Genomic DNA, 25,615 nt, shown 5'->3' with positions numbered 1-25,615 from the left:
TCACCCCTGCGAGCGCTCCGCCCCTCACCGGGCCGAGACCACAACTCCCAGCAGTCCGGGCCCCGTATGCGCCCCGATCACCGCGCCCACCTCGCTGACGTGCAGGTCCGCCAGTCCCGGCAGCCGGGTCCGCAGCCGGTCCGCGAGGGCCGACGCCCGCTCCTGCGCGGCGAGATGGTGGACCGCGATGTCGACCTCCGCGCCGCCCGCCCGCTCGGCCGCGATCTCCTCCAGGCGCGCGATCGCCCTCGACGCCGTACGCACCTTCTCCAGCGGTTCGATACGCCCGCCCGCCAGCTGCAGCAGCGGCTTGACCGCGAGAGCCGAGCCCAGCAGCGCCTGCGCGGCGCCGATCCGGCCGCCCCGGCGCAGATAGTCGAGCGTGTCGACGTAGAAGTAGGCGGCCGTCCCCGCCGCCCGTTTCTCCGCGGCCGTGACCGCCTCGTCCACCGTGCCGCCCGCCTCCGCGGTCTCCGCCGCCGCCAGCGCGCAGAACCCGAGGGCCATCGCGATCATGCCGGTGTCCACCACCCGTACCGGCACCGGTGCCTGCCGGGCGGCGACGACGGCCGCGTCGTACGTCCCGGAGAGCTCGGCGGACAGATGCAGCGAGACGATGCCGGTCGCGCCGGACTCGGCGACCCTGCGGTAGGTCTCGGCGAACACCTCGGGGCCGGGCCGGGAGGTCGTGACCGGGCGCCGCTTCTGCAGGGCCTGGGCGAGGGAACGCGTGGAGATCTCGGTGCCCTCTTCGAGCGCGCGGTCGCCGAGGACGACGGTCAGGGGCACCGCCGTGATCTGGTGCCGCTCCATCGTCCGGGCCGGCAGGTAGGCCGTTGAATCGGTGACGATCGCGACATGGCGGGACATGAGCTGGAGGTTACCTGCCGTAGTGCCCCTGCGGCAGCCCGGCCCCGCGGGCCGGGGCGGACGGTGGCCGGATCAGGACCGGCTCACGTCGTGCTCTCGGGGCGGGGCTTCTTCTGCCAGGGGTAGGTGGGGCGCGGCGTCGGCGGGGTGATGGCCGGCCGCGTCGGCTCCGGATCCGTCGCCGAGGCGGTCTCCGGCCAGGTCTGGCCGGCCGTCGGAGCATCCGCGGCGGGCGCTTCGGGCCAGGGCGGGGGTGCCTGGTCGGGTGCTTCCGTGGTGGTCCAGTGGCGCAGCGCCCCGGCCTCCATGTCGATCTGCTCGCTCAGGGTGTCCAGATCGTCGGAGGCGAAGCGGCGGGCGCGGTCGCGGGCCGCCCAGCGCAGGGAGTCCGCGGACGCGATGATGCGCTCGGTGCGTTCGCGCAGATCGGGCAGCCGGGCGGCGAGGGTGGCCCGGTCCGGCTCGGACTCCAGCCGCCTGAGCTCCCCGTCCAGCTCATGGCCGTGCGCGCTGAGGCGATGGAAGAGGCCGAGGGACTCCTTGAGGGACTCGTCCTCGGCGACGGCGGCCTCCAGGGCGTCTTGGGTGGCCCGCATGGAGGTGCGCAGCTTCAGCCGCAGTTGGGCGATCTCACCGGCGGGGCCGGGCTGGGCGAAGGCCTTGGCCCGCAGGGTGTGGTCCTCGACCGTGCGGCGGGCCTGGGTGAGGTGGCGGTCCGCGCTGCGCTTGGCGGCGCCGACCACCTTCACCGTGGCGTAGACGCCGGCCACGACGAAGAGCACGAAGAGCAGGGCGACCACTGCCAACATCGTCTCCACGAAGTCCTCCTCAGGGCCCGCTCACCTGTTCCGGCGCACAACACGCCGCTCTTCAACGGTAAACGCAACGGGCAGGCACGGAGTTCCTGGAGAACCCCGAACCTGCCCGTAGGGGACCACCCGGACCCCTGACACTCACCTCACGCGCTCACCGAACGCACGGACCCAGCGCACGAACCAAGCGCACGGACCGAACGCACGGACCCAACGCACGAACCAAGCGCACGGACCGAACGCACGGACCCAACGCACGAACCGAACGCGCCCACAGCCCGCTCACCTCACGCCGGAACGATGTTCACCAGCTTCGGCGCCCGGACGATCACCTTGCGGATGCCCGCGCCGTCCAGCGCCGCGACGACCCGCTCGTCGGCCAGCGCGGCCTTCTCCAGCTCGTCCCCGGCGATGTCCGGGGACACCTCCAGCCGCGCCTTGACCTTGCCCTTGATCTGCACGACGCAGGTGACGGTCTCGTCGACCACGTACGCCGGGTCGGCGACCGGGAAGTCCCGGTGCACCACGGAGTCCGTGTGCCCCAGCCTGCGCCACAGCTCCTCGGCGATGTGCGGGGCCAGCGGCGCGACCAGCAGCACCAGGGGCTCGGCGACGGAGCGCGGCAGCGCCCCTCCCCGCTTGGTCAGATGGTTGTTCAGCTCGGTGACCTTGGCGATGGCGGTGTTGAAGCGCATGCCCTCCAGGTCGCCGCGCACGCCGTCGATCGCCTTGTGCAGGGCGCGCAGCGTCTCCTCGTCGACCTCGTCGGTGTCGACGACGGTCGGCTCGCCGCTCGCCTCGTCGACGACGTTGCGCCACAGCCGCTGCAGCAGCCGGAACTGGCCGACCACCGCGCGGGTGTCCCACGGCCGGGAGACGTCCAGCGGGCCCATGGCCATCTCGTACAGCCGCAGCGTGTCCGCCCCGTACTCGGCGCAGATCTCGTCCGGGGTGACGGCGTTCTTCAGGGACTTGCCCATCTTGCCCAGCAGCCGGGAGACCCGCTCGCCCTGGTACCAGTAGGCGCCGTCGCGCTCCTCCACCTCGGCGGCCGGTACGGCGATGCCGCGGCTGTCGCGGTAGACGTAGGCCTGGATCATGCCCTGGTTGAACAGCTTGTGGAACGGCTCCGCCGACGACACGTGCCCCAGGTCGTACAGCACCTTGGACCAGAAGCGGGCGTACAGCAGGTGCAGTACGGCGTGTTCGGCGCCGCCGACGTACAGGTCGACGCCGCCGTGCGGCATGCCCTCGCGCGGGCCCATCCAGTACTGCTCGATGGCCGGGTCGACCAGCTTCTCGCTGTTGTGCGGGTCCAGGTAGCGCAGTTCGTACCAGCAGGAACCGGCCCAGTTGGGCATGGTGTTGGTCTCGCGGCGGTACCGGCGCGGACCGCGGCCGTCGCCCAGGTCCAGGGTGACGTGGACCCAGTCGGCGTTGCGGGACAGCGGTGTCTCGGGCTGGGTGTCGGCGTCGTCCGGGTCGAAGGTGCGCGGGCTGTAGTCCTCGACCTCGGGCAGCTCCAGCGGCAGCATCGACTCGGGCAGCGGGTGGGCGATGCCGTCCTCGTCGTAGACGATCGGGAAGGGCTCGCCCCAGTAGCGCTGCCGGCTGAACAGCCAGTCCCGCAGCCGGAAGTTGACGGTGCCGGCGCCGCGACCCCCGCGCTCCAGCCACTCGGTGATACGGGCCTTGGCCTCGCCGACGGGCAGGCCGTCCAGGGTGACCTCGTCGTTGGAGGAGTTGATGATCTTCGCGTCGTGCGACCCGAAGGCGTCCTCCCACGTGGAGGTGTCCGTGCCGCGGCCGTCGGTCGGCTCGACGATGCAGCGGACCGGCAGTTCGAAGGCGCGCGCGAACTCGAAGTCGCGCTGGTCGCCCGCCGGTACGGCCATGATCGCGCCGGTGCCGTAGCCCATCAGGACGTAGTCGGCGATGAAGACGGGGACCTGCTCGCCGTTGACCGGGTTCACGGCGTACGCGCCGATGAAGACGCCGGTCTTGTCCTTGGCCTCGGCCTGCCGCTCCACGTCGGACTTCGAGGCGGCCTGCGCGCGGTAGGCGGCGACGGCCTCGGCCGGGGTGGCGTGACCGCCGGTCCACGCCTCGTGGGTGCCCTCGGGCCACTGCCCGCCGGTGAACTTCTCGACCAGCGGGTGCTCGGGCGCCAGCACCATGTAGGTGGCGCCGAACAGGGTGTCGGGGCGGGTGGTGAAGACGGTGATGTTCTCGCCGTCGATGGGGAAGTCGACGCGGGCGCCCTCGGAGCGGCCGATCCAGTTGCGCTGCTGCAGCTTGATGGCCTCGGGCCAGTCCAGGGCGTCCAGGTCGTCCAGCAGACGGTCGGCGTAAGCGGTGATGCGCATGTTCCACTGGCGCAGCTTGGCCTTGAAGACGGGGAAGTTGCCGCGCTCGGAACGGCCGTCGGCGGTGACCTCCTCGTTGGCCAGCACGGTGCCCAGGCCGGGGCACCAGTTGACCGGCGCGTCGGAGGCGTAGGCCAGGCGGTACTCGCCCAGGACGTCGGCGCGCTCGGCCTCGGTCAGCTCGCCCCAGGGGCGGCCGCCGGGGACGGCGCGCTCACCGGACTCGAAGCGCTCGACCAGCTCGGCGATCGGACGGGCCCGCTTCGCCACGTCGTCGTACCAGGAGTTGAAGATCTGCAGGAAGATCCACTGGGTCCACTTGTAGTACTCGGGGTCGATCGTGGCGAACGACCGGCGCTTGTCGTGGCCCAGGCCCAGCCGGCGCAGCTGGGACTTCATGTTCTCCATGTTGGCCTCGGTCGACACGCGCGGGTGCGTGCCGGTCTGCACCGCGTACTGCTCGGCGGGCAGGCCGAAGGCGTCGAAGCCCAGGGTGTGCAGGACGTTGTGCCCGGTCATGCGCTGGAAGCGGGCGAAGACGTCGGTGGCGATGTAGCCCAGCGGGTGTCCGACGTGCAGTCCCGCACCCGAGGGGTACGGGAACATGTCCATGATGAACTTCTTGGGCCTGGCGGCCGTCTCCGGGTCACCCGCCAGATCGCCGCTCGGATTGGGCGCGGCGTAGGTGCCGTCGGCGTCCCAGAAGTCCTGCCAGCGTGCCTCGATCTCGGCGGCCAGTGCGGCCGTGTAGCGGTGCGGCGCGGCCTCCGCGGCTGCGGGGTTCGTCTCGCTCATGATCCTCAATGCTCCATCGATCGTCTCTGCCTGCTGCTGCGGACTTCCCGGAAATGAAAAATCCCCTCGCACAGGAGGGGACGCCGCGCCGATTCCGACCTGCCGGTCACCGGCGGTCGGGACTGATCAGCGCGGCCCGCTAAGCAGAAGGCGTACGGCACGCATGGCGCCAGGGTACCGCAGGCGCCGTTCCGGCCGCGACGCGCTTCTCCGACACGCTGACCCAAGGTCAAGATTTACTTCGCGTAATAACCCCTAAGGGACATCACTACGGCCAGATTGTCTTTTGATAACAGCGCAATAACTCAAACCGCGTACTCATCGGTATGACGACGCCTTAGAGTTCGGCAGCGGGACCGCTTGACCGAACCTTCGGAGTTGCCCCCATGAACCCTCGTCCAGACAGCAGCCCACCCCCCGTTCGGGGCCGGTCGGCTGCGGCTCCGGTGTGCCCGCTCCGCGTCGTGACGCAGGGAGGCAGGTCATGAGGCCGGACGACAGCACGGCGGACGACTGGCTCGCCGAGTTCCTCAGCTTCGGCGTGGGCGTCCTGTCGCTCGTCTGCCTGAGCTGCTCGGTGATCTGGGGACTCGTCGCCCAGGACCGGATCCTGCTCGGCCCCCGTCAGCGGATCCTCGCCCAGGCGGTGCACCGGACGACCGCGGTCGCCTCGGTCGTCTTCCTGCTGGTGCACATCGGCATCAAGCTGGGCCAGGAGCACACCAGCTGGATCGCCGCGGTGATCCCCTTCGGCCTGCTGCTCACCGACGACGAGGCCGTCCAGGGGAGGTCCTTCCTCATCGGGCTCGGCACCCTCGCCGGAATGCTGATGATCTTCGTGGGCATCACCGGTGTGCTGCGCAACCGGTTCGCCTCCCCGGCGCCGGTCGCGGCCCGCTGGCGGGCCATGCACATGCTGGCCTACCCGGCCTGGTGTGCCGCGCTGGTGCACGGGCTCTACGCGGGTCGAGCGGCCAAGCCGGTCTTCCTGATCCTCTACATGCTGTCGGTGATCGGCGTCATGGGCGCCCTGCTGATACGGGCCTCCCCGGCCCGGGTCAAGCGCAGAATCTCCGACCGCCTCACCGTCCTGCTCGGCTCCGACCAGCAGCGCGACCGCGAGGAGCGGCTGGAGGAGAGCAGGTCCCGGATGGCCGAGTCCGCCCTGCCCGGATACGGCGGGCGCGGCTCCGCGCGGGGCGGCGACCGCCCGCGCGGGGAGCGCCCCCTGTACGAGAGCGCCGAGCGCGTCCCCGCCCCGGAACCGGCGAACGGCTTCGCGGCCGCCTATCGCGCGGTGTCGACGCCCGGCCGGCCTCCCGCCGGCCAGCCGCCCCTCACCGACGCCACCGCCCGGATGGAACTGCCACTGGACATGCAGCCCACGCAGGCCATCCCCCCGGTCGTGGACGGCCCCTCCAGCACCTCGGGCAACTGGCCGATCCCGTCCCCGCCGCCGGTCGGCGAGGCACCGCCGTCGGCGTACGACCCGCTCCAGGACACGGGATTCAACATCCCGACCTATGACAATTCGACCGGTTCCGGGTACGGCTCGAGTGATGTGTACGACACCGGTGAGACGAACGCCGCCTACGGCACGTACAACCCGGGTGACACGTACAACAGCGGTCCCGCCAATGCACCACAGCCCGGCACGTCGTCGTCCTACGACTTCGACGCGCCGGGTTCGGGCGAACCTTGGAACACGCCTTCCGGAGGCTTTAAGTGAACGAGGCCCTGCCCGACGTACCCGAAGTCCGCGTGGTCGGGCTTCCCCAGCTCACGTCGGGCTTCGACCTTGTCGACCGGCTCGATCTGCCCATGCACCTCAAGGTGCACGGGCCGCTGGAGCCCCTGGGCGGTGAGCAGCTCGCGCAGCTCGCCGAACGCATCAACCTCAGGGGCCGAGGCGGCGCGGGGTTCCCCTTCCACAAGAAGCTGCGCTCGGTCGCCGAGACGGCGATCAAGCGCGGTGTCCGGCCGGTCGTCGTCGTCAACGGAAGCGAGGACGAACCGGCCTGCCGCAAGGACACGGTGCTGATCAACCGTGCCCCTCATCTCATCCTGGACGGCGCGCTGCTGTGCGCCGAGGCCATGGGTGCCCGCACGCTCGTGGTGGGGGTCACCCGGGAGTCCACCCAGCGGTCCATGGAGGCCGCGCTCGCCGAACGCGGCCTGAACAACGGCCGCCGCTCCGCGCTGCGCGCCCGCGTGCAGCGCAACCCGGTCCGTATGGTCACGGGCGCGGCGGCCTCCCTGATCCGCTCCATCGACGGCGGTCCGGCCGTCCCGCCGGGCCGCAAGACCAGCGCCTCGAAGAACGGCGTCGGCGGCGCGCCCACGCTGCTGTCCAACGCCGAGACCTTCGCCCAGCTGGCCATCGCCGCCCGTATGGGCCCGGAGCGCTACGGCAACACCGGCCTGTACGACGAACCGGGCACCGTGATGCTCACGGTGTCGGGTGCGGTGGCCCGCCCCATGGTCATCGAGGCGCCGACGGGTGTGCCGCTGCGCTACATCCTCCAGCTCGCCGGCGCCCCGCCGGTGCCGCAGGGGGTGCTGACGGGCGGTTACCACGGCAAGTGGATCGACGCGGCGACCGTCAACGAGGCGATCGTCTCCCGTAACTCCCTGGACGCGGTGGGCGGTGCGCTCGGCGCCGGCGCGATCCTGCCGATCAGTCAGGACACCTGTCCGCTGGGCGAGTCGCTGCGGGTCGCCCAGTGGCTGGCGGAGGAGAGCGCCGGCCAGTGCGGCCCCTGCTATCTGGGGCTGCCGGCCGCCGCGCGCGGCCTGGAGGACATCCTCAACGGCGGCGGCCCCGCCGCCCTGGAGGCGGTCAAGCAGGTCGCGAAGAACGTGAAGCGGCGCGGGGCGTGTTCGCACCCGGACGGCTCAGCGATGTTCCTGGAGTCGACCGTCAAGGCGTTCACCGACGACCTCGCCGCCCATGTCCTCGGAAACGGCTGCGGACGGCCCGTGGCGGGCGTTCTGCCGCTCTTCGAGGGGGGCAGGGCCCCTACGGGCATCCCGGGCGGAGGAGGCGAGGAGAACGGCCCCAGCCGCCAGAAGATCTACGTCGACTGGACGCTGTGCCGCGGCCACGGCCTGTGCGCGGACATCCTCCCGGAGGTGTTCCAGCTCGGCGCGGACGGCTTCCCGACGGTGGCTCAGGCACAGGTGCCGCGTTTCGCCGAGGCGAAGGCGCTGCGGGCGGTGCGCCGCTGCCCGGCGCTGGCGCTGCGCATCGAGGACGAGTCGCCGCAGGCGAAGGCGCCGTCGCGCAATCTGCCGGTGCTCTCGCAGGGGCGCGGCCGGCGCGCCCTGGGCCGCTAGCACCCGGGTCCCGGGCCGCCACGGCGGTCCGGGACGGTCCGGGGCCGGGGGCGGGGTCGGGAACAAGCAGTGAGGGCGGAGCATCCTTTCGGATGATCCGCCCTCTACTTCTGTGGAGCTAAGGAGAATTGAACTCCTGACCTCCTGCATGCCATGCAGGCGCTCTACCAACTGAGCTATAGCCCCTCGCGCTGCTCCGCCTGGTTTCCCCGGCGGCTTCGCCAACTTTACACGGTCGACCCGGCTCAACACCAAATCGGTTTCGCCCCACTCGCCCATGTCCCGAAATGCCCGTTTCCGAGGGCCCGGCGCTGTCGGACTAGGCGGTCACGAACGAATAGAAGCGTTTGAGTGTGCAGTGCTCTTCCAGCAGCCGGCCGTAGATCGGCTCCCCCTCGAGTTCCCGGTACGTCTCGATGGGGTCGCCTTTTATGATCAGCGCCCGCGCGCATTCCTCGCACCAGTACTGGTAGTCGGGATTGATCGGCTCCATGTCCCGTACGATCGGCGTCCCGCTGCCGCACCAGTCGCACTTCCGCCTGTGTGCACCCATCGGTCAGCTCCAGCTGTGGCCGCAGGCCGTGCACACGTAGGAGATCCCTCCGTTGTCGCCGAGTACCTGGGCGATGTGCGCGGAACCGCAGGAAGGGCAGCCGAGCCGGGTCGAGGTCCGTGGCGTCGACACCGCTCCGAGGAGGTGGTCGACCCCCTCGAGGATGCTCGCAGGCATCACAACTCCCTCCCGTCGGGCCGCGCCCCCTTCCGGCCGTTTGATTCTGCCACGACCGGGCCGACACGGTCAGCGACGCCGTTGTACCGGTCGGGACACGGCTCGACGCCTCGCAGAGCTATACGCGTGCCGGGACCCTGCCGCTCAACGGCGGACAACGAAAGATCCCGCCTCCCTGGCGGGAGGCGGGATCTTCGTCATGTGGAGCTAAGGAGAATTGAACTCCTGACCTCCTGCATGCCATGCAGGCGCTCTACCAACTGAGCTATAGCCCCTGGTTGCCACGCTGGGCGGCTTCCTGGTGTTCTTCCCGCTCGGCGGGGCGAACAAGAAGAACTTTAGCCTGCGACCTGCCGGAAAGTGAAATCCGGGTCCCGGGGCGTCCCGGGGCCGGATCGCGGCGCCGTCAGTCGTCGTCGCCGAGCACCGGTTCCGGCAGGGTGCCGGCGTTGTGCTCGAGCAGCCGCCAGCCGCGGGCGCCCTCGCCGAGGACGGACCAGCAGCAGTTGGTGAGACCGCCCAGGCTCTCCCAGCTGCGCGGGTCGAGTCCCAGCAGCCGGCCGATGGTGGTGCGGATGGTGCCGCCGTGGCTGACCACGACGAGCGTGCCGTCCTCCGGGAGCTTCTCGACGTACCGCAGCACCACGGGGGCGGCGCGGTCGGCGACCTCGGTCTCGAGTTCACCGCCGCCCCTGCGGACCGGCTCACCGCGCTTCCACGCGGCGTACTCGTCGCCGTGCCTGGCGATGATCTCGTCGTGCGTCAGGCCCTGCCAGACGCCCGCGTAGGTCTCCCGCAGCGCCTCCTCGTGGATGACGCCGAGGCCGGTGAGCGCGGCGAGCTCGGCGGCGGTGGCCGCGGCCCGCCGCAGGTCGGAGGCGACGATCGCGTCGGGCTTCAGCCCCGCGAGCAGACGCGCGGACCGGCGCGCCTGGGCGACGCCGGTCTCGGTGAGCTCCACGTCCGTGGAGCCCTGGAAGCGGCGCTCCACGTTCCAGGACGTCTGGCCGTGCCGCCACAGGATGACGCGGCGGCCCCGGCGCGCGGACCCGCTCACCTCACCCGTGGCGCTCACCACTCACCGCCGGTCTGCGCGGCCTCCTCGGCCTCCTGGAGCTTGGCGTGCTCGGCGGCCTTGCCGCGGGTGGCCTTGGCCTCCTCGGGCAGCTCCAGCTCGGGGCAGTCCTTCCACAGCCGCTCCAGGGCGTAGAAGACGCGCTCCTCGCTGTGCTGGACGTGGACGACGATGTCGACGTAGTCGAGCAGCACCCAGCGGGCCTCGCGGTCGCCCTCGCGGCGGACCGGCTTGGCGCCGAGCTCCTTGCTGAGCCGCTCCTCGATCTCGTCGACGATGGACTTGACCTGACGGTCGTTGGGCGCGGAGGCGAGCAGGAAGGCGTCGGTGATGGACAGCACGTCACTGACGTCGTAGGCGACGATGTCGTGCGCGAGCTTGTCGGCGGCCGCCTGGGCGGCGGCGGTGACGAGCTCGATGGAACGGTCGGTTGCGGTCACTGCGAGGCTTTCGGTCGGCGGACACTTGCTGTCAAGGGTCTCACGGACCGCCGGGCGCACCCCACGCGACAAGAGAGGGTGCGCCCGGAGACAACTAGGAGCCGGGTTCGTAGTCCTGGCCGAGGACGACGGAGACGCGGGCGTTCGCGGAGGTCTTGCCCTTGCTGACGGAGTCGGCGGGCAGCCCCAGGGTCTTGGCGACCTCGGTGGCGTTCTCCTTGTCGGCGGCGTCCGCGTAGACCACCTCGGAGGACGCCTCGGCGGCGCCGGCGGCGCCCGCGTCCCGGAAGGTGAAGCCGCCGTTGAGGAGCACCACGCGGGCCTTCTCGGTGTTGTCCTTCGTACCGGTGGCGTTGCGTACGGAGACGCTGACGGCGGCGTTCTTGTCGGGGCTCTTCGCGGTGCCGCCGAGGACGTCCTTGACGACGCTGTCACTGGCCTCGGCGGTGAGCGTGCCGTCCTCCTGGACGGGCAGCAGCGCGCTCTTGTGGTCGCCGCCCTTGGCGCGCTCGGAGAGCCGGGCGAGGAAGGCGCCCAGGTCCTTGTCGGTGAGCGGCGGCTCGAGGATCTGGCCGAGGGTCTGCACGGTGACGGTGGCGGCGTCCGGGTCGGAGGTCATCTTGCGCAGCACGCCGTGCATGACCTGACCGAACCGCTCCAGTTGGGCGTTCTGGTCCTCGCCCGAGCCGCGGTGGGTGGCGTAGGCGACGGCCATCTTGCCGCTGAGGGTCTGGCCCTTCCCCTTCTTGACCAGGGGTGCCTCGCCCTTCTTCTTGGCGTCCGGGTCGGGCACGTCGGTGTCGGTGTCGACCTCGATGTTGCCGACGAGGTCGACGAGGGTGAGCAGGAAGGGGGTGTCCAGCCGCCAGCTGCCCTCGATGTCGGTGCCGAGGACGGTGTCGAGGGCGGTCCTGGTGCCCTCGGAGCCGTCGTCCTCGACGGACTTGGCGAGCGTGGTGGTGGAGCCGTCGTCGCCGGTGAGGGCGAGGGAGTTGGGCAGCAGGACGGTGGTGCCCTGTTCGGTGGTGGTGTTGTCGACGAGCAGGGCGGTGGCGGTGCCGCCGTTGGTGGTGTCGTGCAGATGGACGACGACGACGTCCCGCTTCTGCGCTCCGGCGGCCGTCGTGGTGCCCGTGCCGGTGCCGGAATCGGACACTCCCGGGAGCTTCCCCGCGTACCAGAGGTAGCCGACGCCACCGGCCGCGACCAGGGCGAACACCACGGCGAGGGCGATGATCCGGCTGCGGGCGCGGCGCTTGGCCTCCTCGCGGCGCTCGGTGCGGTTCTCCGTGAACTGCATCCAGTCGATGACGTCCTCGGAGTCGCCGTCGGGCTCCTCGACGAAGGCGAACTGCTCGGTGCGGTACTCCGGCGCGGACCCGTCGGGTTCCTGATCGTCGCCGGCCGGTCCGGGCTGCTGCGGGATGTGCGCGGTCTGCTCGGTGACGGGGGGCTGCTGCCCGGTCTGTCCGAGCTGCCCGTAGGGGTCGTACGGGGCGTCCTGGCCGCTCCGGCCGTCCTGCTGCGTGCCCTGCTGGGCCCCGTAGGAGTCGTAGGAGTCGTACGACGGTGCCTGCGGCTGCTGCGGGGCGCCCGCCCCGGTGCCGTAGGGGTCGTACCCGGGCTGCTGGTGGCCGCCCGTCCGGTACGGGTCGTAGCCGTAGCCCTGCTGCTGGTAGGCGTCGTACTGCTGGGCCTGCTGGTCCGTGGCCTGGCGGTAGACGGGTCGGCCGTACTCGTCGTAGCCGACGAGTTCGTACGGGGCGCCCCCGTCGGCCCCGTATCCCGCGTCGTATCGGTCGTTCACCGGTGCCCCTCTCGGCTCACTCGCCGCGGTACAGGTCGCGCTTGTCGATGTAGCGCACGACGCCGTCCGGCACCAGGTACCAGACGGGTTCTCCCTTGGCGACTCTCGCACGGCAGTCCGTCGAGGAGATGGCGAGGGCGGGAACCTCGACGAGCGAGACCCCTCCCTCGGGGAGACCGGCGTCGGTCAGATGGTGGCCGGGCCGGGTCACGCCGATGAAGTGCGCCAGGGAGAACAGTTCCTCGCTGTCGCGCCAGGTGAGGATCTGGGCGAGGGCGTCGGCGCCCGTGATGAAGAACAGGTCGCTGTCCGGGTTGAGCGCGCGCAGGTCGCGCAGGGTGTCCACGGTGTAGGTGGCACCGCCGCGGTCGATGTCGATGCGGCTGACCGAGAACTGCGGGTTCTCGGCGGTCGCGATGACCGTCATCAGATAGCGGTCCTCGGCGGGGGACACCGCGCGGTGGCTCTTCTGCCACGGCTGGCCGGTGGGAACGAACACCACCTCGTCGAGGCCGTACTGCGCGGCGACCTCGCTGGCGGCCACCAGGTGCCCGTGGTGGATCGGGTCGAAGGTGCCGCCCATCACGCCGAGACGGCGTCTGCCCTGCCGGGACGGGCCGCTGCCGGGGCCGGTAGGCATGTCCTGCTCTCCCATGCGTGCAGACCCTACCGGCCCCGCCCGGGGACCCCGTCCGCCAGGGCGGCCGTCCCCGGGCTCAGCGGTCGCGGTTGAAGCGGGTGGTGATCCAGAGCAGGAGCAGCAGGATGAACAGGGCTCCACCGCCGACCAGGGCGGGGTTGAGGCTTTCGTGGTTGCCACTGTGCTCTCCGCCCTCGGCGGCAAGGGTGGCGAACTGGGCAGCGGCGCTGTGGATGCTCATCTTCGGCAGGACCTATCGCGTGTGGGCGGGATAAAGACGTGGCCTCATCGTATGCGGGGGCCTTCGCGGCGATCACGCCGACTCCGCCGTTCCGGGCGGACGCGAGGACGGACGGGGGGAACGGACGCGAGGGCGGACGGGGGGAACGGACGCGAGGGCGGACAGGAGGGCCGACGGGAGGACGTCAGGAACCTTCCGCGCCGCTCAGTCGTCCTTCCGGCTGTAGCCGCGCAGCAGGAACCACGCGGTGAGCGCGCAGCCCACCAGCATCACGACCAGAAGCACCCGGATCAAGATCTCGCACCTCCTCGGCCGTCCCGTTCGTCCGGCACTGCCCGTCCAAGGTAACTCCGCCTAGGCTGGGCTTCGCCGCGGGGGACGCGCAAGGGCCGCACCAGGGGCCGCGAGGGGTCACCAGACGCACATGGGGGATACATGTCCGACGGCCATCAGCACAACGGGCACGAGAGCGTGCCGAGCAGGCAGCGCAGGCGCTTCCCCGGGATCTCCACGCGCGCGTACGAGCATCCGGCGGACCGTTCCGCGCTGGTGGCGCTGCGCAAGCTGACCGGTTTCGACACGGTGTTCAAGGCGCTGAGCGGTCTGCTGCCCGAGCGCAGTCTGCGGCTGCTGTTCCTGTCCGACTCGGTGCGGGTCTCGGACCGGCAGTTCGCGCATCTCAACGACATGCTGCGGGACGCCTGCTACATCCTGGACCTGGAGAAGGTCCCGCCGATGTACGTCAAGCAGGACCCGAATCCGAACGCGATGTGCATCGGCCTGGACGAGCCGATCATCGTGGTGACCACGGGTCTGGTGGAGCTCCTCGACGAGGAGGAGATGCGGGCGGTCGTCGGGCACGAGGTCGGGCACGCGCTGTCCGGGCACGCGGTGTACCGGACGATCCTGCTCTTCCTGACGTCGCTGGCGGTCCGCGTCGCGTGGATCCCGCTCGGCAATGTCGCGATCATGGCGATCGTGACCGCGCTGCGGGAGTGGTTCCGCAAGTCGGAGCTGTCGGCGGACCGTGCGGGGCTGCTGGTCGGCCAGGACGTACAGGCCTCGATGCGCGGCCTGATGAAGATCGCGGGCGGCAACCATCTGCACGAGATGAACGTGGACGCGTTCCTGGAGCAGGCCGAGGAGTACGAGGCGGGCGGGGATCTGCGCGACTCCGTGCTGAAGATCCTGAACGTGCTGCCCCGTTCGCACCCGTTCACCACGGTGCGGGCGGCGGAGCTGAAGAAGTGGGCGGCGTCCCGTGACTTCCAGCGGATCATGGACGGGCACTATCCGCGCCGCGAGGAGGACAAGGACGCGTCGGTGCGGGATTCCTGGCGGGAGTCGGCGAGTAGTTACGCGGGGGATGTGCGTGGCTCGAAGGATCCGCTGATGAAGCTGGTCAGTGATATCGCGGGTGGTGCGGGGGATCTGGGCGGGCGGGTCCGTCGCGGCTTCGGCGGGTTCACGTCGGCGCCGCCGCCGAAGCCGGCCGCGGGGGACGACGAGCCGCCGCACGACGGGGCGTAGTTTCCTCGCCCCCGCCGCCCCTTCCCGTCCCGGCCCCGGGGCTCCGCCCCAGCCCCCGCTCCTCAGACGCCGGAGGGGCTGAACGCGGGGCGATCACAGCTTTGGCTGGGCGCCGGGGGCCAGGGTGCCGCACAGGGCCGCGGTGCTGCCCGTGGCGTACGGGTCGGTGCCGGTGGGGGTGGCGGACTTCGCCGTCTGGCCGAAGAGCAACGGGTTCAGGCGGGTGGTCGCGTCCTCCGCGCAGGACAGCGGCCCGGCCTGGACGTACGCGAGGACGAGTTCCGCCTGGTGCAGCCGCAGATCGTCGCGGTCGAAGCGGAAGTGCAGTTCCCGCCGGACGGTGAAGAGGGACGCCTCGGTGTCCCGCCCCGGCCCGGCCGGACGCAGCGCGTAGACGAAGGTGTGATCCGTGACGACCTCGAGGGTGGACGAGTCGGTCTCGGCGGCCTGCATGGTGCCCCGGACGCGGATCTCGTGGTCGGCCAGCCGCACCCGGGCGGGGTCGAAGCGGACCAGCCATCCGGTGGGCGCGTGCCGCCCGTCGGAGGTGGGCCGGTCGAAACTCTCGTCGAACTGGTCCAGCTGACCGGAGTCCACCAGCACCCGCACCGGCCGGGTCTCGCCGCCGGTGAGCACCCCCGGGTCGAGTCCGGAGCGTACGAGGTAGTCCTTGGCGGTGAGCAGCGCGGACACCACCTGCCCGTCGGAGAAGTGCTCGGTGCGCCGGGACGCCGGGAGCGGCACCCCCTCGGCGCCGGGCCGGAACCCCGCCGCGGGACTGCGCGCGTACAGCTGTTCGACGTCGGTGGTGCCGGGGACCTCGCCCCGCGGGGCGAGCGGGACGACGGTCATCCGCAGCGGCTCGGCGGGCCGGTCGGCCGCGGGACTGCGGTAGGGGTGGCGTACGCCCATGTAGACGGCGGTGCCGAAGGCCACGGCGATCAGCAGGACCAGGATCAGCGCCTGCCGGGACAGTCCGCCGCGGCTGCGCGGCGGGCGGCGGCGTACGGCGGGGGCGTGGTCGGTGATGCGCTCCTGGGCGGAGTACTCCTGGAGCCGGGCAGCGCGGACGAAGGACTCGTCGAAGACGACGGACCTGTACTCGTCCTCTCCACCTCCGGGGGCTCCCTCGGGCGTCCCCTCGGGTGGGTCCGAAGGCCCTCCCATATCTTCAGGGTAGGTCGGGGAGGGTCCCGGTAAACGCCCTGCCGAGGCCAACTTCTGACAGGTTCTCAACAGGTCGGCGGGCCGGTTCTCAGGGGCTGCCGGGCGGGATCGACGGGACGGTCTGCCGGGAGTGGCCGGCCGGCGCGGAGGGTGTCGGCGCGCCGCCCTGCTCCACGCCGGTGGTGGCGGGCGGCGGGGCCGGGTCCTGCCGGCTGGAGGAGCCGCCCCGGTAGACGGCCGAGAAGGCGAGCGCGACCATGCCGACGCCCATCACCACGGCGAGCATCCAGGCGACGGGACGGTGCCAGCGCACCTGTCTGCCGTAGGAGCCCGGGAAGCCGTAGCCGTCCTCCAGGGCGTCGGGGTCGTCGTCCCGGTCGTCGTAGCCGCCCCGGTGGCCGCCGTACCCGTCGTCGTACCGCTCGCCGCGCGCGCGGGCCCGGTGGGCCTCTGCCTCGGAGGCCTCGGCTCTGGCCTGCGCGGCCGCCAGGAGGCGCTCGACGGCGGTCGGCTCGTGCGCCTCGGCCGCCTGTACGAACGCCTCGTCGAAGACCACGGAGGCGAACTCTTCGTCCGACACCCCGCGGTCGTGGTCGTCGTCGGGCTCCCCGCCGTCAGGGAACGGCGTGCCCCCCACGTCCTCCGGCACGCGTCCAGAGTAGACCTGGGGGGTCATTTTGGGCAGACGGTACGCACATTCATCCGTCCGCCGGGACGCCTCGGCGGCTCAGCGCCGTACGTGACCGTCGCCGGTGACGATGTACTTGGTGCTGGTCAGCTCCGGCAGGCCCATCGGCCCCCGGGCGTGCAGCTTCTGCGTGGAGATGCCGATCTCCGCGCCGAACCCGAACTGGCCGCCGTCGGTGAACCGGGTGGACGCGTTCACCGCGACGGTGGTGGAGTCCACCAGCTGGGTGAACCGGCGGGCGGCCTGCTGCGAGGTGGTGACGATGGCCTCGGTGTGGCCGGAGGTCCACAGCCGGATGTGCTCGACGGCCCGGTCGAGGGAGTCGACGACGGCGGCGGCGATGTCGTAGGAGAGGTACTCGGTCTCCCAGTCCTCCGTGGTGGCCTCCACGACGGTGGCGCGGGAGTCCTTGGCGTACGCCATCACGCGCTCGTCGGCGTGCACGGTCACCCCGGCGTCGGCGAGCGCGTCCAGGGCGCGGGGCAGGAACTCGGCGGCGATGTCCTGGTGGACGAGGAGCGTCTCGGCCGCGTTGCACACGCCGACCCGCTGGGCCTTGGAGTTGACCAGGATCTCGACGGCCATGGCCAGGTCGGCCTGCGCGTCCACGTAGACGTGGCAGTTGCCGGTGCCGGTCTCGATGACGGGGACGACGGACTCCCGCACGACGGTGTTGATCAGCGAGGCGCCGCCGCGCGGGATGAGTACGTCGACCAGGCCACGGGCGCGCATCAGCTCGCGCACGCTGTCGCGGCTCTCGCCCGGCACCAGCTGGACGGCGTCGGCGGGCAGGCCCGCGCCGTGCACGGCGTCGCGCAGCACCCGCACCAGCGCGGTGTTGGACCGGTAGGCGGAGGACGAGCCGCGCAGCAGGACCGCGTTGCCGGACTTCAGGCAGAGGGCGGCGGCGTCGACGGTCACATTGGGGCGGCCCTCGTAGATGATCCCGACGACACCGAGCGGCACCCTGACCTGGCGCAGATCGATGCCGTTGGGCAGCGTGGAGCCGCGGACGACCTCGCCGACCGGGTCGGGCAGCGCGGCCACGTCCCGTACGTCGGCGGCGATCGCGCGCACCCGCTCGGGGGTGAGCGTGAGCCGGTCGATCATGCCCTCGCTGATGCCGGCCTCACGGGCCCGGGCGACGTCCTCGGCGTTGGCCTCGACGATCTCGCTCGTACGGACCTCCAGCGCGTCCGCGACGGCGAGCAGCGCGTCGTCCTTGACGGCCCGCGGCAGCGGCGCGAGGGTCGCGGCGGCCCCCTTGGCCCGGTAGGCGGCCTGGTTGACCGGGGACATCGAGTCGTACGGCGAGAGCGTGGTCATGAGGGAAGGGTAGTGCGGGCGGCCGGCCCGGACGGCGGTCATCCCGAACCATGAGACACGGGCTCAAAAGGGATGGACGCCCACCGGGGTGGCCGGCACCGGCCCGTACCCGGCGGCGACGCGCTGGTGGTAGGTGGCCCGGTCGATGACCTCCAGGCCGACGATCTCCCACGGCGGCAGGCCGGCGGTCTGGCGGTGCTCGCCCCACAGGCGCAGCGCGACGGCGGCCGCGTCGTGCAGATCGCGGGCCTCCTCCCAGTAGCGGATCTCCGCGTGGTCGTCGGCGTAGCGGCTGGTCAGCAGGAACGGGTGGTCGTGGGCGAGCTGCTCCAGCGACCGCCGCACCTCGGTGACGGGGGCGGGCGCGCCGGAGACGCTGAGGGTGACGTGCCACAGGCGGGGCAGGTCCCGGGGTTCGGCGCCGCCCTGGCACCGGTCACCGGTCGTGACGCTGCTCAGAGCACGCTCCTCGCCGGCCGCACGGGAGCCGGCACCGCGAGACGCCGTCGTCCCCGGGCGCACTCGTCTCACGACGGCCTCCTTCACGCGCGGACCCACCCGGTGGTCGGGCGGATGTGTCCTCGCAACAAAGTTGAGCAGGCCGTCGGGGCCCGTGGGGCGCTTTTGCGGAACGTCCACCACCGGGGGCGGACGATTCGGCACATTACGGATGCAGGACCACCAGATCGTCCCTGTGTACGACCTCGCGTTCGTACTCCGGTCCGAGATCCCGGGCGAGTTCATGGGTGGAGCGGCCGATCAGGAGCGGGATCTCCTTGGCGTCGAAGTTGACCAGGCCCCGGGCCACCGCCCGCCCCTCGCGGTCCCGCAGCTCCACCGGGTCGCCCGCGCTGAACTCGCCGTCGACACCGGCGATCCCGGCCGGCAGCAGCGACTTGCGGCCCTGGACGACCGCGCGCACGGCACCGTCGTCGAGGGTGATCGAGCCCTGCGGCGCGGAGGCGTGCTGGAGCCACAGCAGCCGGTCGGCGGAGCGGCGCCCGGTGGGGTGGAAGTAGGTGCCGGTGTCGCCGCCGGTGAGGGCGTCGGCGGCGTGCACCGTGCTGGTCAGCACCACCTGGATGCCGGCGGCGGCGGCGATCGAGGCGGCCTCGACCTTGGTGACCATGCCGCCGGTGCCGACGCCCGCCTTGCCGGCGCTGCCGATCTCGACGTGGGTGAGGTCCCCGGGGCCCCTGACCTCGGCGATACGGGAGGTGCCGGGGCGGGCGGGGTCGCCGTCGTAGACGCCGTCCACGTCGGAGAGCAGCACCAGCAGGTCGGCGCGGACCAGGTGGGCGACGAGGGCGGCGAGCCGGTCGTTGTCTCCGAAGCGGATCTCGTCGGTGGCGACGGTGTCGTTCTCGTTGACGACCGGGAACGCGCCCATCGCCAGCAGCTTGTCCAGGGTGCGGGAGGCGTTGCGGTGGTGGGCGCGGCGGCTCATGTCGTCACTGGTCAGCAGCACCTGGCCGACGCGGACGCCGTAGCGGGCGAAGGAGGCGGTGTAGCGGGCGACCAACAGCCCCTGGCCGACACTGGCGGCGGCCTGCTGCCGGGCCAGGTCCCGGGGCCTGCGGCGCAGCCCCAGCGGGGCGAGTCCGGCGGCGATGGCACCGGAGGAGACGAGGACGATCTCCCGCTCCCCGCCGCCCGCCCGTCGCCCGCCGCCGCCCTCGGCCGGGGTCCTGCGGTCCGGCCCCGCGTTGCGCACCTTCGCCAGTACGTCCACCAGCGCGTCCACCCGGTCGGCGTCCAGTCCGCCCTCCGCGGTGGTCAGCGACGAGGAGCCGACCTTGACGACGATCCTGCGCGCCTCGCCCACGGCCCGCCTTGCCCCTGCCACCTTGCCGCCGTCCCCTCTCCTGGCCCGCCCTGCTCACCGGGCAATCTACGTGAACGGGATGTGTGACCCGTCACTGGTCCACGCTACGGACAGCACCGGCCGCCATCCGGAACAAGGGCCGGCAGACAGCGGACGGGCCCCGGCCGCTGAGGCCACCGCGGACGGGCCGGCCGGAGCGGCAGCCCCTTCCGCGGCCTCCCCACGGATACGCGCGTGTCGTCGGGCGGTCACCGGGCGTTAACCGGGCACGGACGACCTGGTCCGTCCCGACACTCCTGGAGTGACCGCAGTGCCCGTACCTCTTCCCCGTCCGCCGAGCCTCCTGGGAGGGCTGGTGGGTGCCGTGCTCGTCGCCGCCGTCCTCGCACAGGCGGTGGCGGCGCTCCTGCCGCACGTATCGCTGCTCGTCGCCGCGACCGCCGTGTCCCTGGCGGCCGAGTGCGTGCTGTACCGGTGGCAGCCCGGCATGGTGTCGCTGTTCGCCAAGTCGCACGCGGACGTCACCGTCCGCCACGTGCTGCGCGATCTGCTGCTGGTGGTGGGGCTGCTGCGGCTCGGCGAGCAGCACCGGGAGACGCAGTACGCCCCGCTCGTCGCCGCGCTGCTCGCCTTCTACGGGCTGCACTGCGCCGTCCAGGCGGTGTCGGTGCTGGTCCGCCGTACCCGCACGCTGCCCGTGGTGACCCGGAACATCGACGCCCGCGCGCTGCGGCTCTCCCCCGCCCCGCCCGTGCTGCTGCGCCGTGCCGGGCAGCGGCTGCTGGTGTTCGGCCTGCCCGCGACGGCCGGACTGACGGGGACGGCGGTGACCGACGACACCCGGTGCGCGGCGGCCGGTGTCACGCTGTCGCTGGCACTGGTTTTGGCCGGGCTGGGCGTTCTGCTGCTGCGGCTGCTGCCGGGGCGGCGCCCGGCGGACGAGCAGGAGGTCCTCGACTGGTTCGACGCGTGGCTGGCGGAGTACCGGCCGACGGTCGGGCTGTACTTCTCCGGCGGGGTGTCCTCCGCCTACCAGGCCGGTATGTGGCTGGAGCCGCTGGCCGCGCTGGACGCCCGGCCGGTGATCATCCTGCGCGAGCGGTTCATGGTGCCGAAGATCGCGGCGACCGACATCCCGATCGTGTGCCTGCCGAAGGTGCCCACGCTGATGCGGCTCGAGCACTCCACGCTCCAGGTGCTCATCCACCCCTCCAACTCGGGCAAGACCTCGCAGGTGCTGCGCATCCCCACCATCAAGCACGCCTTCGTCAACCACGGGGAGAGCGACAAGCTGTCGTCCTGCAATCCGTACGCGAAGGCGTACGACGAGGTGTGGGTGGCCGGTCCGGCGGCACGCGAGCGGTACGCGCTGGCCGAGGTGGGGGTCGAGGACAAGGACGTGGTGGAGATCGGCCGTCCGCAACTGGACGCCGTACGCCCGTACGCGGGCCCGCCGGCCAGACGCCCCGTGACCGTGCTGTACGCGCCGACCTGGGAGGGCTGGGACGGCAATCCGGGCAACACCTCGGTGATCGCGGCCGGGGAGAACCTCGTACGGGCGCTGCTCGCGGACCCGGGGGTGCGGCTGCTGTACAAGCCGCATCCGCTGACCGGCTCGGTGGATCCGCGGGCGGGCGCCGCGGACCGCCGGATCCGGGCGCTGATCCACGCGGCGAACCGCTCCCGCACCACCGCGCCGTCGGCGGAACTCGTGCGTCTCACAGCGGAGTTGGACCGGCTCACCACGGCCGGTTTCCGGCCGGCCGCCGACGCGGCCGAGCGGATGCTCGTCCGGTCGGTCCCCTCGCCGGGCCGGGCGGAGGCGGTGGCCCGGGTGACGGCGGCCTGGGAGGAGGCCTACTGGGCGTCCCTCCCGGACGGCGGACACCGGGTCGTCGCGGACGCCCGCCCCTCGCTCTACGCCTGCTTCAACGTCGCCGACCTGCTGATCAGCGACGTGTCCAGTGTGATCACCGACTTCCTGGCGAGCGGCAAGCCCTACGCGGTGGCCAACACCGGCGACCTCCCCGAACCGGCGTTCCGTACGGCCTTCCCGACGGTGGCGGCGGCGACGGTCCTGACCCCGGACGCGGCCGGGGTTCCGGCTCTGCTGGACGCCGTACGGCATCCGGAGAAGGACGAACTGGCGTCGGCGCGCGCCGAGTTGAAGCTACGGCTGCTGGGGCCGGCGCAGCCCGCCTCCCAGGAGCGCTTCGGGGCGGCGGTACGGGCGTTGTGCGCGGCGGCGCTGGAGCACCGGGCGCGCACGACCGGGCCCGTTCCGGCGGAACTCCCGGGCCAGCGCCGGACGCGGCCCCGTCCGGCCGGCGTGACCACACGGGCGTGAGGCCGGGCCTGACGGGCAGGCCGGGGCCACGGCCGCGGCACCCTGCCCGTCAGGCCCTCGCGCGTCCGGGCCCGGGGACGGCTAGCGCCGGTGCCGCCACCCCTGCCAGGCCGAGTCGATCATCTCGTCCAGGCCGTGCCGGGCCGTCCAGCCCAGTTCCTCGCGGATGCGGTCCGCCGAGGCCACCACACGGGCCGGGTCGCCGGCGCGGCGGGCGGTCACCTCGGGGGCGACGTCCTCGTTGCCGGTGATCTTGAGGATGCGGTCGACCATCTCGCGCACCGAACTGCCCTCGCCGCGGCCGATGTTCAGCGTGAGCGCGGTGCCCTTCGGGGCCTCGTCGAGGCGGCGGGCGGCCGCGAGGTGGGCGGAGGCGATGTCCTGGACATGGATGTAGTCGCGGACGCAGGTGCCGTCGGGGGTCGCGTAGTCGTCGCCGAAGATCCGGGGTGCCTCTCCGGCCTCCAGACGTTCGAAGACCATGGGGACGAGGTTGAAGACCCCGGCGTCGGACAGTTCGGGCGAGGCCGCGCCGGCCACGTTGAAGTAGCGCAGGGAGGCGCCGCGGACGCCGTACGCGGTGGCGGCCGCCCTGATCAGCCACTCGCCGATGAGCTTGGTCTCGCCGTACGGGCTCATCGGCGCACAGGGGGTGTCCTCCGTGACGAGGTCCACATCGGGCATGCCGTAGACCGCGGCGGAGGACGAGAAGACGACCTTGTCCACGCCGGTGGCGTTCATCGCCTCGAGAAGCGTCTGCAGACCGGTGACGTTCTCGCGGTAGTAGTGGAGCGGCCGTTCCACCGACTCGCCGACCTGCTTCTTGGCCGCGATGTGCACGACCCCTGTCACAGCATGGTCACGAATTGCCTGCTCCAGCAGGTCACCGTCCAGGACGCTGCCGATGACGAGCGGTACCCCGTCCGGCACCCGGTCCCTGCTGCCGGTGGACAGGTCGTCGTACACGACCACGGACTCGCCGCCGTCGCGCAGGGCGCGCACCACGTGCGCGCCGATGTATCCGGCCCCACCGGTGACCAGCCAGCTCATGCTCATGCCTCCAGGGTCGCAGTCATTGCATGCAGACTGTTCCGCGGGCCCCGAAAAATCGAATCGGGCCAACCGCGCACAAGGGGTCATTGGAGCACACCGGACGTCGACAGGTATGCGCAGCCGCGATCAGGAAGCTCCTGGAATCGGTCGATTCCGCCACCGGCCGGTCACCGGGGGTTCGACTACCGCGCCCACGGAAACTTCGCGTGAATCCTTTACGCTGATGCGGCGACGCCCTCCAGGTCCATGGATGCCCGGAGCGCGGCCAGGCCCCAAGCCCACGCCAGAGCGCACTCGGTCAGTTCTCGGAACAGGTTGTAAGGATGCCCAGACTCTCCCTCGTTGTCCCTGTGTACAAGGTGCAGGGCTATCTGCCCGAGTGCCTGGATTCCCTTCTCGGACAGGACTACACGGACTTCGAGATCATCGCCGTCGACGACTGCTCGCCGGACGGTTCGGGCGCCATTCTCGACCAGTACGCGGCAAGAGACGCCCGTATTCATGTGATTCACCTCACCGAGAACGTGGGGCTGGGGCGCGCGCGCAACGCGGGACTCGAGCGGGCCCAGGGCGACTACGTCCTCTTCCTGGACAGCGACGACACGCTGTCCGACGGCGCGCTGGCGGCGATAGCCGACCGTCTCGAGGCCACCGGTGACCCCGAGATACTCGTCTACGACTACGCGCGCACCTACTGGGACGGGGAGATACGCCCCAACCAGCGGGCGGACCTGCTGAGGAGCGAGGGCCCGGACGTCTTCCGCCTCGCCGACCGCCCCGAGTTGCTCAATCTGCTCCAGATCGTCTGGAACAAGGCCTACCGCCGCGACTTCATCGCCCGCACCGGCCTCACCTTCCCCCCGGGGTACTACGAGGACGCCCCCTGGACGTTCTGCTCGATGATCAGCGCCGAGCGCATGGCCGTACTGGACCGCGTCTGCGTCCTGTACCGGCAGCGCCGCGAGGGCGGCAACATCCTGAAGACGGTCAGCCGCAAGCACTTCGACGTCTTCGACCAGTACCGCCGGGTCTTCGACTACCTCGACGCGCACCCGGAACTCGACGAGTGGCGCGGGCCGTTGTTCCGCAAGATGGTCGACCACTATCTGACCGTGCTGGAGCGTCCGGGCCGGCTGCCGCAGTCCGCCCGCGCGGAGTTCTTCCACCGCGCCTCGGCCGACTACCGTGACCGTCTGCCCAAGGGGTTCCAGCGCCCGGCCGGCGGCCGCGGCCACAAGTACGCGATGCTGGAGCGCGACGCCTACGCGACCATGACCGGCGCCACCGCCGCCGTGAAGTTCCGGCGGAAGGTCAGAAACGGCGCGGCGGCCGCGATCAGCCGGTCCAAGCGCGGCGCGGTCGGCATGTCCTACCAGTCGCAGCTGCGGCTCCCCCTCGACGAGAACCTCGCCGTGTTCTCCGCCTACTGGAGCCGCAGCGTCTCCTGCAACCCGGCGGCCATCGACGCCGAACTGGCCAGGCTCGCCCCCGGAATCCGCCGGGTGTGGGCCGTCCGTGCGGACTCGGTGGACAACGTGCCCGAGGGCGTGGAGCACGTCCGGGTCGGCTCGCGCGCCTACTGGGCGGCCGTGGCGCGTGCCAAGTACCTCGTCAACAACGTGAACTTCGCGGACACGGTGGTGAAGCGGGAGGGCCAGATCCATCTGCAGACCCACCACGGCACCCCGCTGAAGACGATGGGCCTGGACCAGCAGAAGTACCCGGCGTCCACCCACATGAACTTCGCCAAGCTCCTCGAGCGCTGTGACCGCTGGGACTACAGCCTCAGCTCCAACAGCTTCTCGACCGCCGTGTGGGAGCGGGTGTACCCCTGCTCGTACACCACCCTGGAGACCGGCTACCCGCGCAACGACTTCCTGGTCAACGCCACGGCCGAGGACGTCCGCCGGGCCCGTGCCGCGCTCGGACTCGCCGACGGCACCAGGGCCATGCTGTACATGCCCACCCACCGCGAGTACCAGCCCGGGTTCACACCGGCCCTCGACCTCGCGCGGCTCGCCGACGAGCTGGGCCCCGACGTGACGCTGCTGATCCGCGGCCACTACTTCTACGGCAGCTCCCCCCACATCGCCGAACTGCGCCGCAGCGGCCGCATCCTGGACGTGTCGGGCCACGGCCGAGTGGAGGAGCTGTACCTGGCCGCGGACGCGCTCATCACGGACTACTCGTCGGCGATGTTCGACTACGCCCTCCTCGACCGGCCGATCATCGTCTACGCCCCGGACTGGGACATCTACTCCGCGGTCCGCGGCACCTACTTCAACCTGCTGGAGGAGCCGCCCGGTGCGGTGGCCACCACGCAGGCGGAACTGATCCGGCTGCTCGGCTCGCGGGAGTACGACGGACCGGAGGCCACCGAGCGCCGGGCCGGGTTCCGGCTCCGTTTCTGCGAATTCGACGACGGGCACGCAGCCGAAAGGGTGGTGCGGCGCGTCTTCCTCGGTGAGGAGACCGCACTGCCGTTCGTCCCGTTCACCGAACGACCCCACGCACCGACCCCCGACCAGGCGCTCGAACTGGTCGAGCGGGCCTGACCCCAGGAAGGA

The 25,615-nt window shown here is 71.6% G+C and carries 21 protein-coding genes and 2 tRNA genes; 5 read left to right on the top strand and 18 right to left on the bottom strand.

Features of this window, described 5'->3' with window-relative positions:
• Window positions 1-24: 24 nt before the first annotated feature.
• The 3 genes from IF28_RS0112115 to leuS form a co-directional block, all read right to left on the bottom strand.
• The gene (locus IF28_RS0112115; protein ID WP_030217834.1) at window positions 25-870 is read right to left on the bottom strand and encodes a DegV family protein; all 846 of its coding nucleotides are present in this window, start codon (window positions 868-870) and stop codon (window positions 25-27) included.
• Between the two features lie 83 nt (window positions 871-953).
• On the bottom strand, window positions 954-1,679 hold the full coding sequence (locus IF28_RS0112110) for a hypothetical protein (RefSeq protein ID WP_420713777.1): 726 nt from the start codon (window positions 1,677-1,679) through the stop codon (window positions 954-956).
• A 290-nt stretch (window positions 1,680-1,969) separates the two neighbouring features.
• The gene (gene leuS, locus IF28_RS0112105) at window positions 1,970-4,843 is read right to left on the bottom strand and encodes a leucine--tRNA ligase (protein WP_030217827.1); all 2,874 of its coding nucleotides are present in this window, start codon (window positions 4,841-4,843) and stop codon (window positions 1,970-1,972) included.
• A gap of 484 nt (window positions 4,844-5,327) precedes the next feature.
• Here leuS and IF28_RS0112100 point away from each other — a divergent pair, with 484 nt between their 5' ends.
• Window positions 5,328-6,572 (top strand): ferric reductase-like transmembrane domain-containing protein, encoded by a 1,245-nt coding sequence (locus tag IF28_RS0112100; protein ID WP_030217825.1) that lies wholly within the window; start codon window positions 5,328-5,330, stop codon window positions 6,570-6,572.
• Complete coding sequence (locus IF28_RS0112095) at window positions 6,569-8,179, top strand: NADH-quinone oxidoreductase subunit NuoF family protein (RefSeq protein ID WP_030217823.1); 1,611 nt, start codon at window positions 6,569-6,571, stop codon at window positions 8,177-8,179. The genes IF28_RS0112100 and IF28_RS0112095 overlap by 4 nt, the downstream gene beginning before the upstream one ends.
• Before the next feature lie 113 nt (window positions 8,180-8,292).
• Here IF28_RS0112095 and IF28_RS0112090 read toward each other — a convergent pair.
• From IF28_RS0112090 to IF28_RS39420, 9 genes are all read right to left on the bottom strand, one after another.
• Window positions 8,293-8,365 (bottom strand) — tRNA-Ala (locus IF28_RS0112090).
• A 133-nt stretch (window positions 8,366-8,498) separates the two neighbouring features.
• On the bottom strand, window positions 8,499-8,732 hold the full coding sequence (locus IF28_RS0112085; RefSeq protein WP_006136074.1) for a hypothetical protein: 234 nt from the start codon (window positions 8,730-8,732) through the stop codon (window positions 8,499-8,501).
• 3 nt (window positions 8,733-8,735) lie between these two features.
• On the bottom strand, window positions 8,736-8,909 hold the full coding sequence (locus IF28_RS38605) for a hypothetical protein (RefSeq protein WP_106982038.1): 174 nt from the start codon (window positions 8,907-8,909) through the stop codon (window positions 8,736-8,738).
• A 202-nt stretch (window positions 8,910-9,111) separates the two neighbouring features.
• A tRNA-Ala gene (locus tag IF28_RS0112075) sits at window positions 9,112-9,184 on the bottom strand.
• Between the two features lie 131 nt (window positions 9,185-9,315).
• Window positions 9,316-9,984 (bottom strand): histidine phosphatase family protein, encoded by a 669-nt coding sequence (locus tag IF28_RS0112070; RefSeq protein ID WP_030217816.1) that lies wholly within the window; start codon window positions 9,982-9,984, stop codon window positions 9,316-9,318.
• Complete coding sequence (gene rsfS, locus IF28_RS0112065) at window positions 9,981-10,424, bottom strand: ribosome silencing factor (RefSeq protein ID WP_030217804.1); 444 nt, start codon at window positions 10,422-10,424, stop codon at window positions 9,981-9,983. Before rsfS ends, IF28_RS0112070 begins: the two co-directional genes overlap by 4 nt.
• A 94-nt stretch (window positions 10,425-10,518) precedes the next feature.
• On the bottom strand, window positions 10,519-12,231 hold the full coding sequence (locus IF28_RS0112060) for a LytR C-terminal domain-containing protein (RefSeq protein ID WP_030217793.1): 1,713 nt from the start codon (window positions 12,229-12,231) through the stop codon (window positions 10,519-10,521).
• Between the two features lie 16 nt (window positions 12,232-12,247).
• The gene (gene nadD, locus IF28_RS0112055) at window positions 12,248-12,886 is read right to left on the bottom strand and encodes a nicotinate-nucleotide adenylyltransferase (protein WP_030217775.1); all 639 of its coding nucleotides are present in this window, start codon (window positions 12,884-12,886) and stop codon (window positions 12,248-12,250) included.
• Window positions 12,887-12,947: 61 nt separating this feature from the next.
• On the bottom strand, window positions 12,948-13,112 hold the full coding sequence (locus IF28_RS39420) for a hypothetical protein (RefSeq protein ID WP_030217772.1): 165 nt from the start codon (window positions 13,110-13,112) through the stop codon (window positions 12,948-12,950).
• Between the two features lie 435 nt (window positions 13,113-13,547).
• Between IF28_RS39420 and IF28_RS0112040 the strand changes: the two genes are divergently transcribed.
• Complete coding sequence (locus IF28_RS0112040) at window positions 13,548-14,642, top strand: M48 family metallopeptidase (RefSeq protein WP_030217769.1); 1,095 nt, start codon at window positions 13,548-13,550, stop codon at window positions 14,640-14,642.
• A 93-nt stretch (window positions 14,643-14,735) separates the two neighbouring features.
• Here the strand turns inward: IF28_RS0112040 and IF28_RS0112035 are convergent, their stop codons facing one another.
• The 5 genes from IF28_RS0112035 to proB all read right to left on the bottom strand — a co-directional run bounded on the left by IF28_RS0112035 (window position 14,736) and on the right by proB (window position 19,669).
• Window positions 14,736-15,809 (bottom strand): hypothetical protein, encoded by a 1,074-nt coding sequence (locus IF28_RS0112035; RefSeq protein WP_030217766.1) that lies wholly within the window; start codon window positions 15,807-15,809, stop codon window positions 14,736-14,738.
• A gap of 88 nt (window positions 15,810-15,897) precedes the next feature.
• A complete protein-coding gene (locus IF28_RS0112030) occupies window positions 15,898-16,485 on the bottom strand; it encodes a membrane protein (protein ID WP_030217764.1) in 588 nt (195 codons plus the stop codon).
• A 51-nt stretch (window positions 16,486-16,536) separates the two neighbouring features.
• Window positions 16,537-17,823: a glutamate-5-semialdehyde dehydrogenase gene (locus IF28_RS0112025; protein WP_030217761.1), complete on the bottom strand. Its 1,287-nt coding sequence runs from the start codon at window positions 17,821-17,823 to the stop codon at window positions 16,537-16,539.
• A 63-nt stretch (window positions 17,824-17,886) separates the two neighbouring features.
• Entirely contained in the window at window positions 17,887-18,354 is a 468-nt protein-coding gene (locus tag IF28_RS0112020) for a hypothetical protein (protein WP_078621110.1), read from the bottom strand.
• Window positions 18,355-18,487: 133 nt separating this feature from the next.
• Window positions 18,488-19,669 (bottom strand): glutamate 5-kinase, encoded by a 1,182-nt coding sequence (gene proB / locus IF28_RS0112015; RefSeq protein WP_037893032.1) that lies wholly within the window; start codon window positions 19,667-19,669, stop codon window positions 18,488-18,490.
• Window positions 19,670-19,949: 280 nt separating this feature from the next.
• On the opposite strand from proB, the gene IF28_RS0112010 reads away from it, so the two are divergent.
• Window positions 19,950-21,995 carry a hypothetical protein gene (locus IF28_RS0112010; protein ID WP_420713775.1) on the top strand — a complete coding sequence of 682 codons (2,046 nt, stop codon included), beginning with the start codon at window positions 19,950-19,952 and terminating at the stop codon, window positions 21,993-21,995.
• An 81-nt stretch (window positions 21,996-22,076) separates the two neighbouring features.
• On the opposite strand, the gene galE is transcribed toward IF28_RS0112010, so the two are convergent.
• Window positions 22,077-23,045, bottom strand: coding sequence for a UDP-glucose 4-epimerase GalE (galE, locus tag IF28_RS0112005; protein WP_030217752.1), 969 nt, complete (start codon window positions 23,043-23,045; stop codon window positions 22,077-22,079).
• Between the two features lie 326 nt (window positions 23,046-23,371).
• On the opposite strand from galE, the gene IF28_RS0112000 reads away from it, so the two are divergent.
• The gene (locus IF28_RS0112000) at window positions 23,372-25,603 is read left to right on the top strand and encodes a bifunctional glycosyltransferase/CDP-glycerol:glycerophosphate glycerophosphotransferase (protein ID WP_030217751.1); all 2,232 of its coding nucleotides are present in this window, start codon (window positions 23,372-23,374) and stop codon (window positions 25,601-25,603) included.
• The last annotated feature ends 12 nt before the right edge of the window (window positions 25,604-25,615 follow it).

The sequence above is a fragment of the Streptomyces sp. NRRL WC-3626 genome (assembly GCF_000718785.1).
In the GTDB taxonomy this organism is placed as follows: Bacteria; Actinomycetota; Actinomycetes; order Streptomycetales; family Streptomycetaceae; genus Streptomyces; species Streptomyces edwardsiae.
This window is presented reverse-complemented; position numbering and strand designations above follow the sequence as displayed.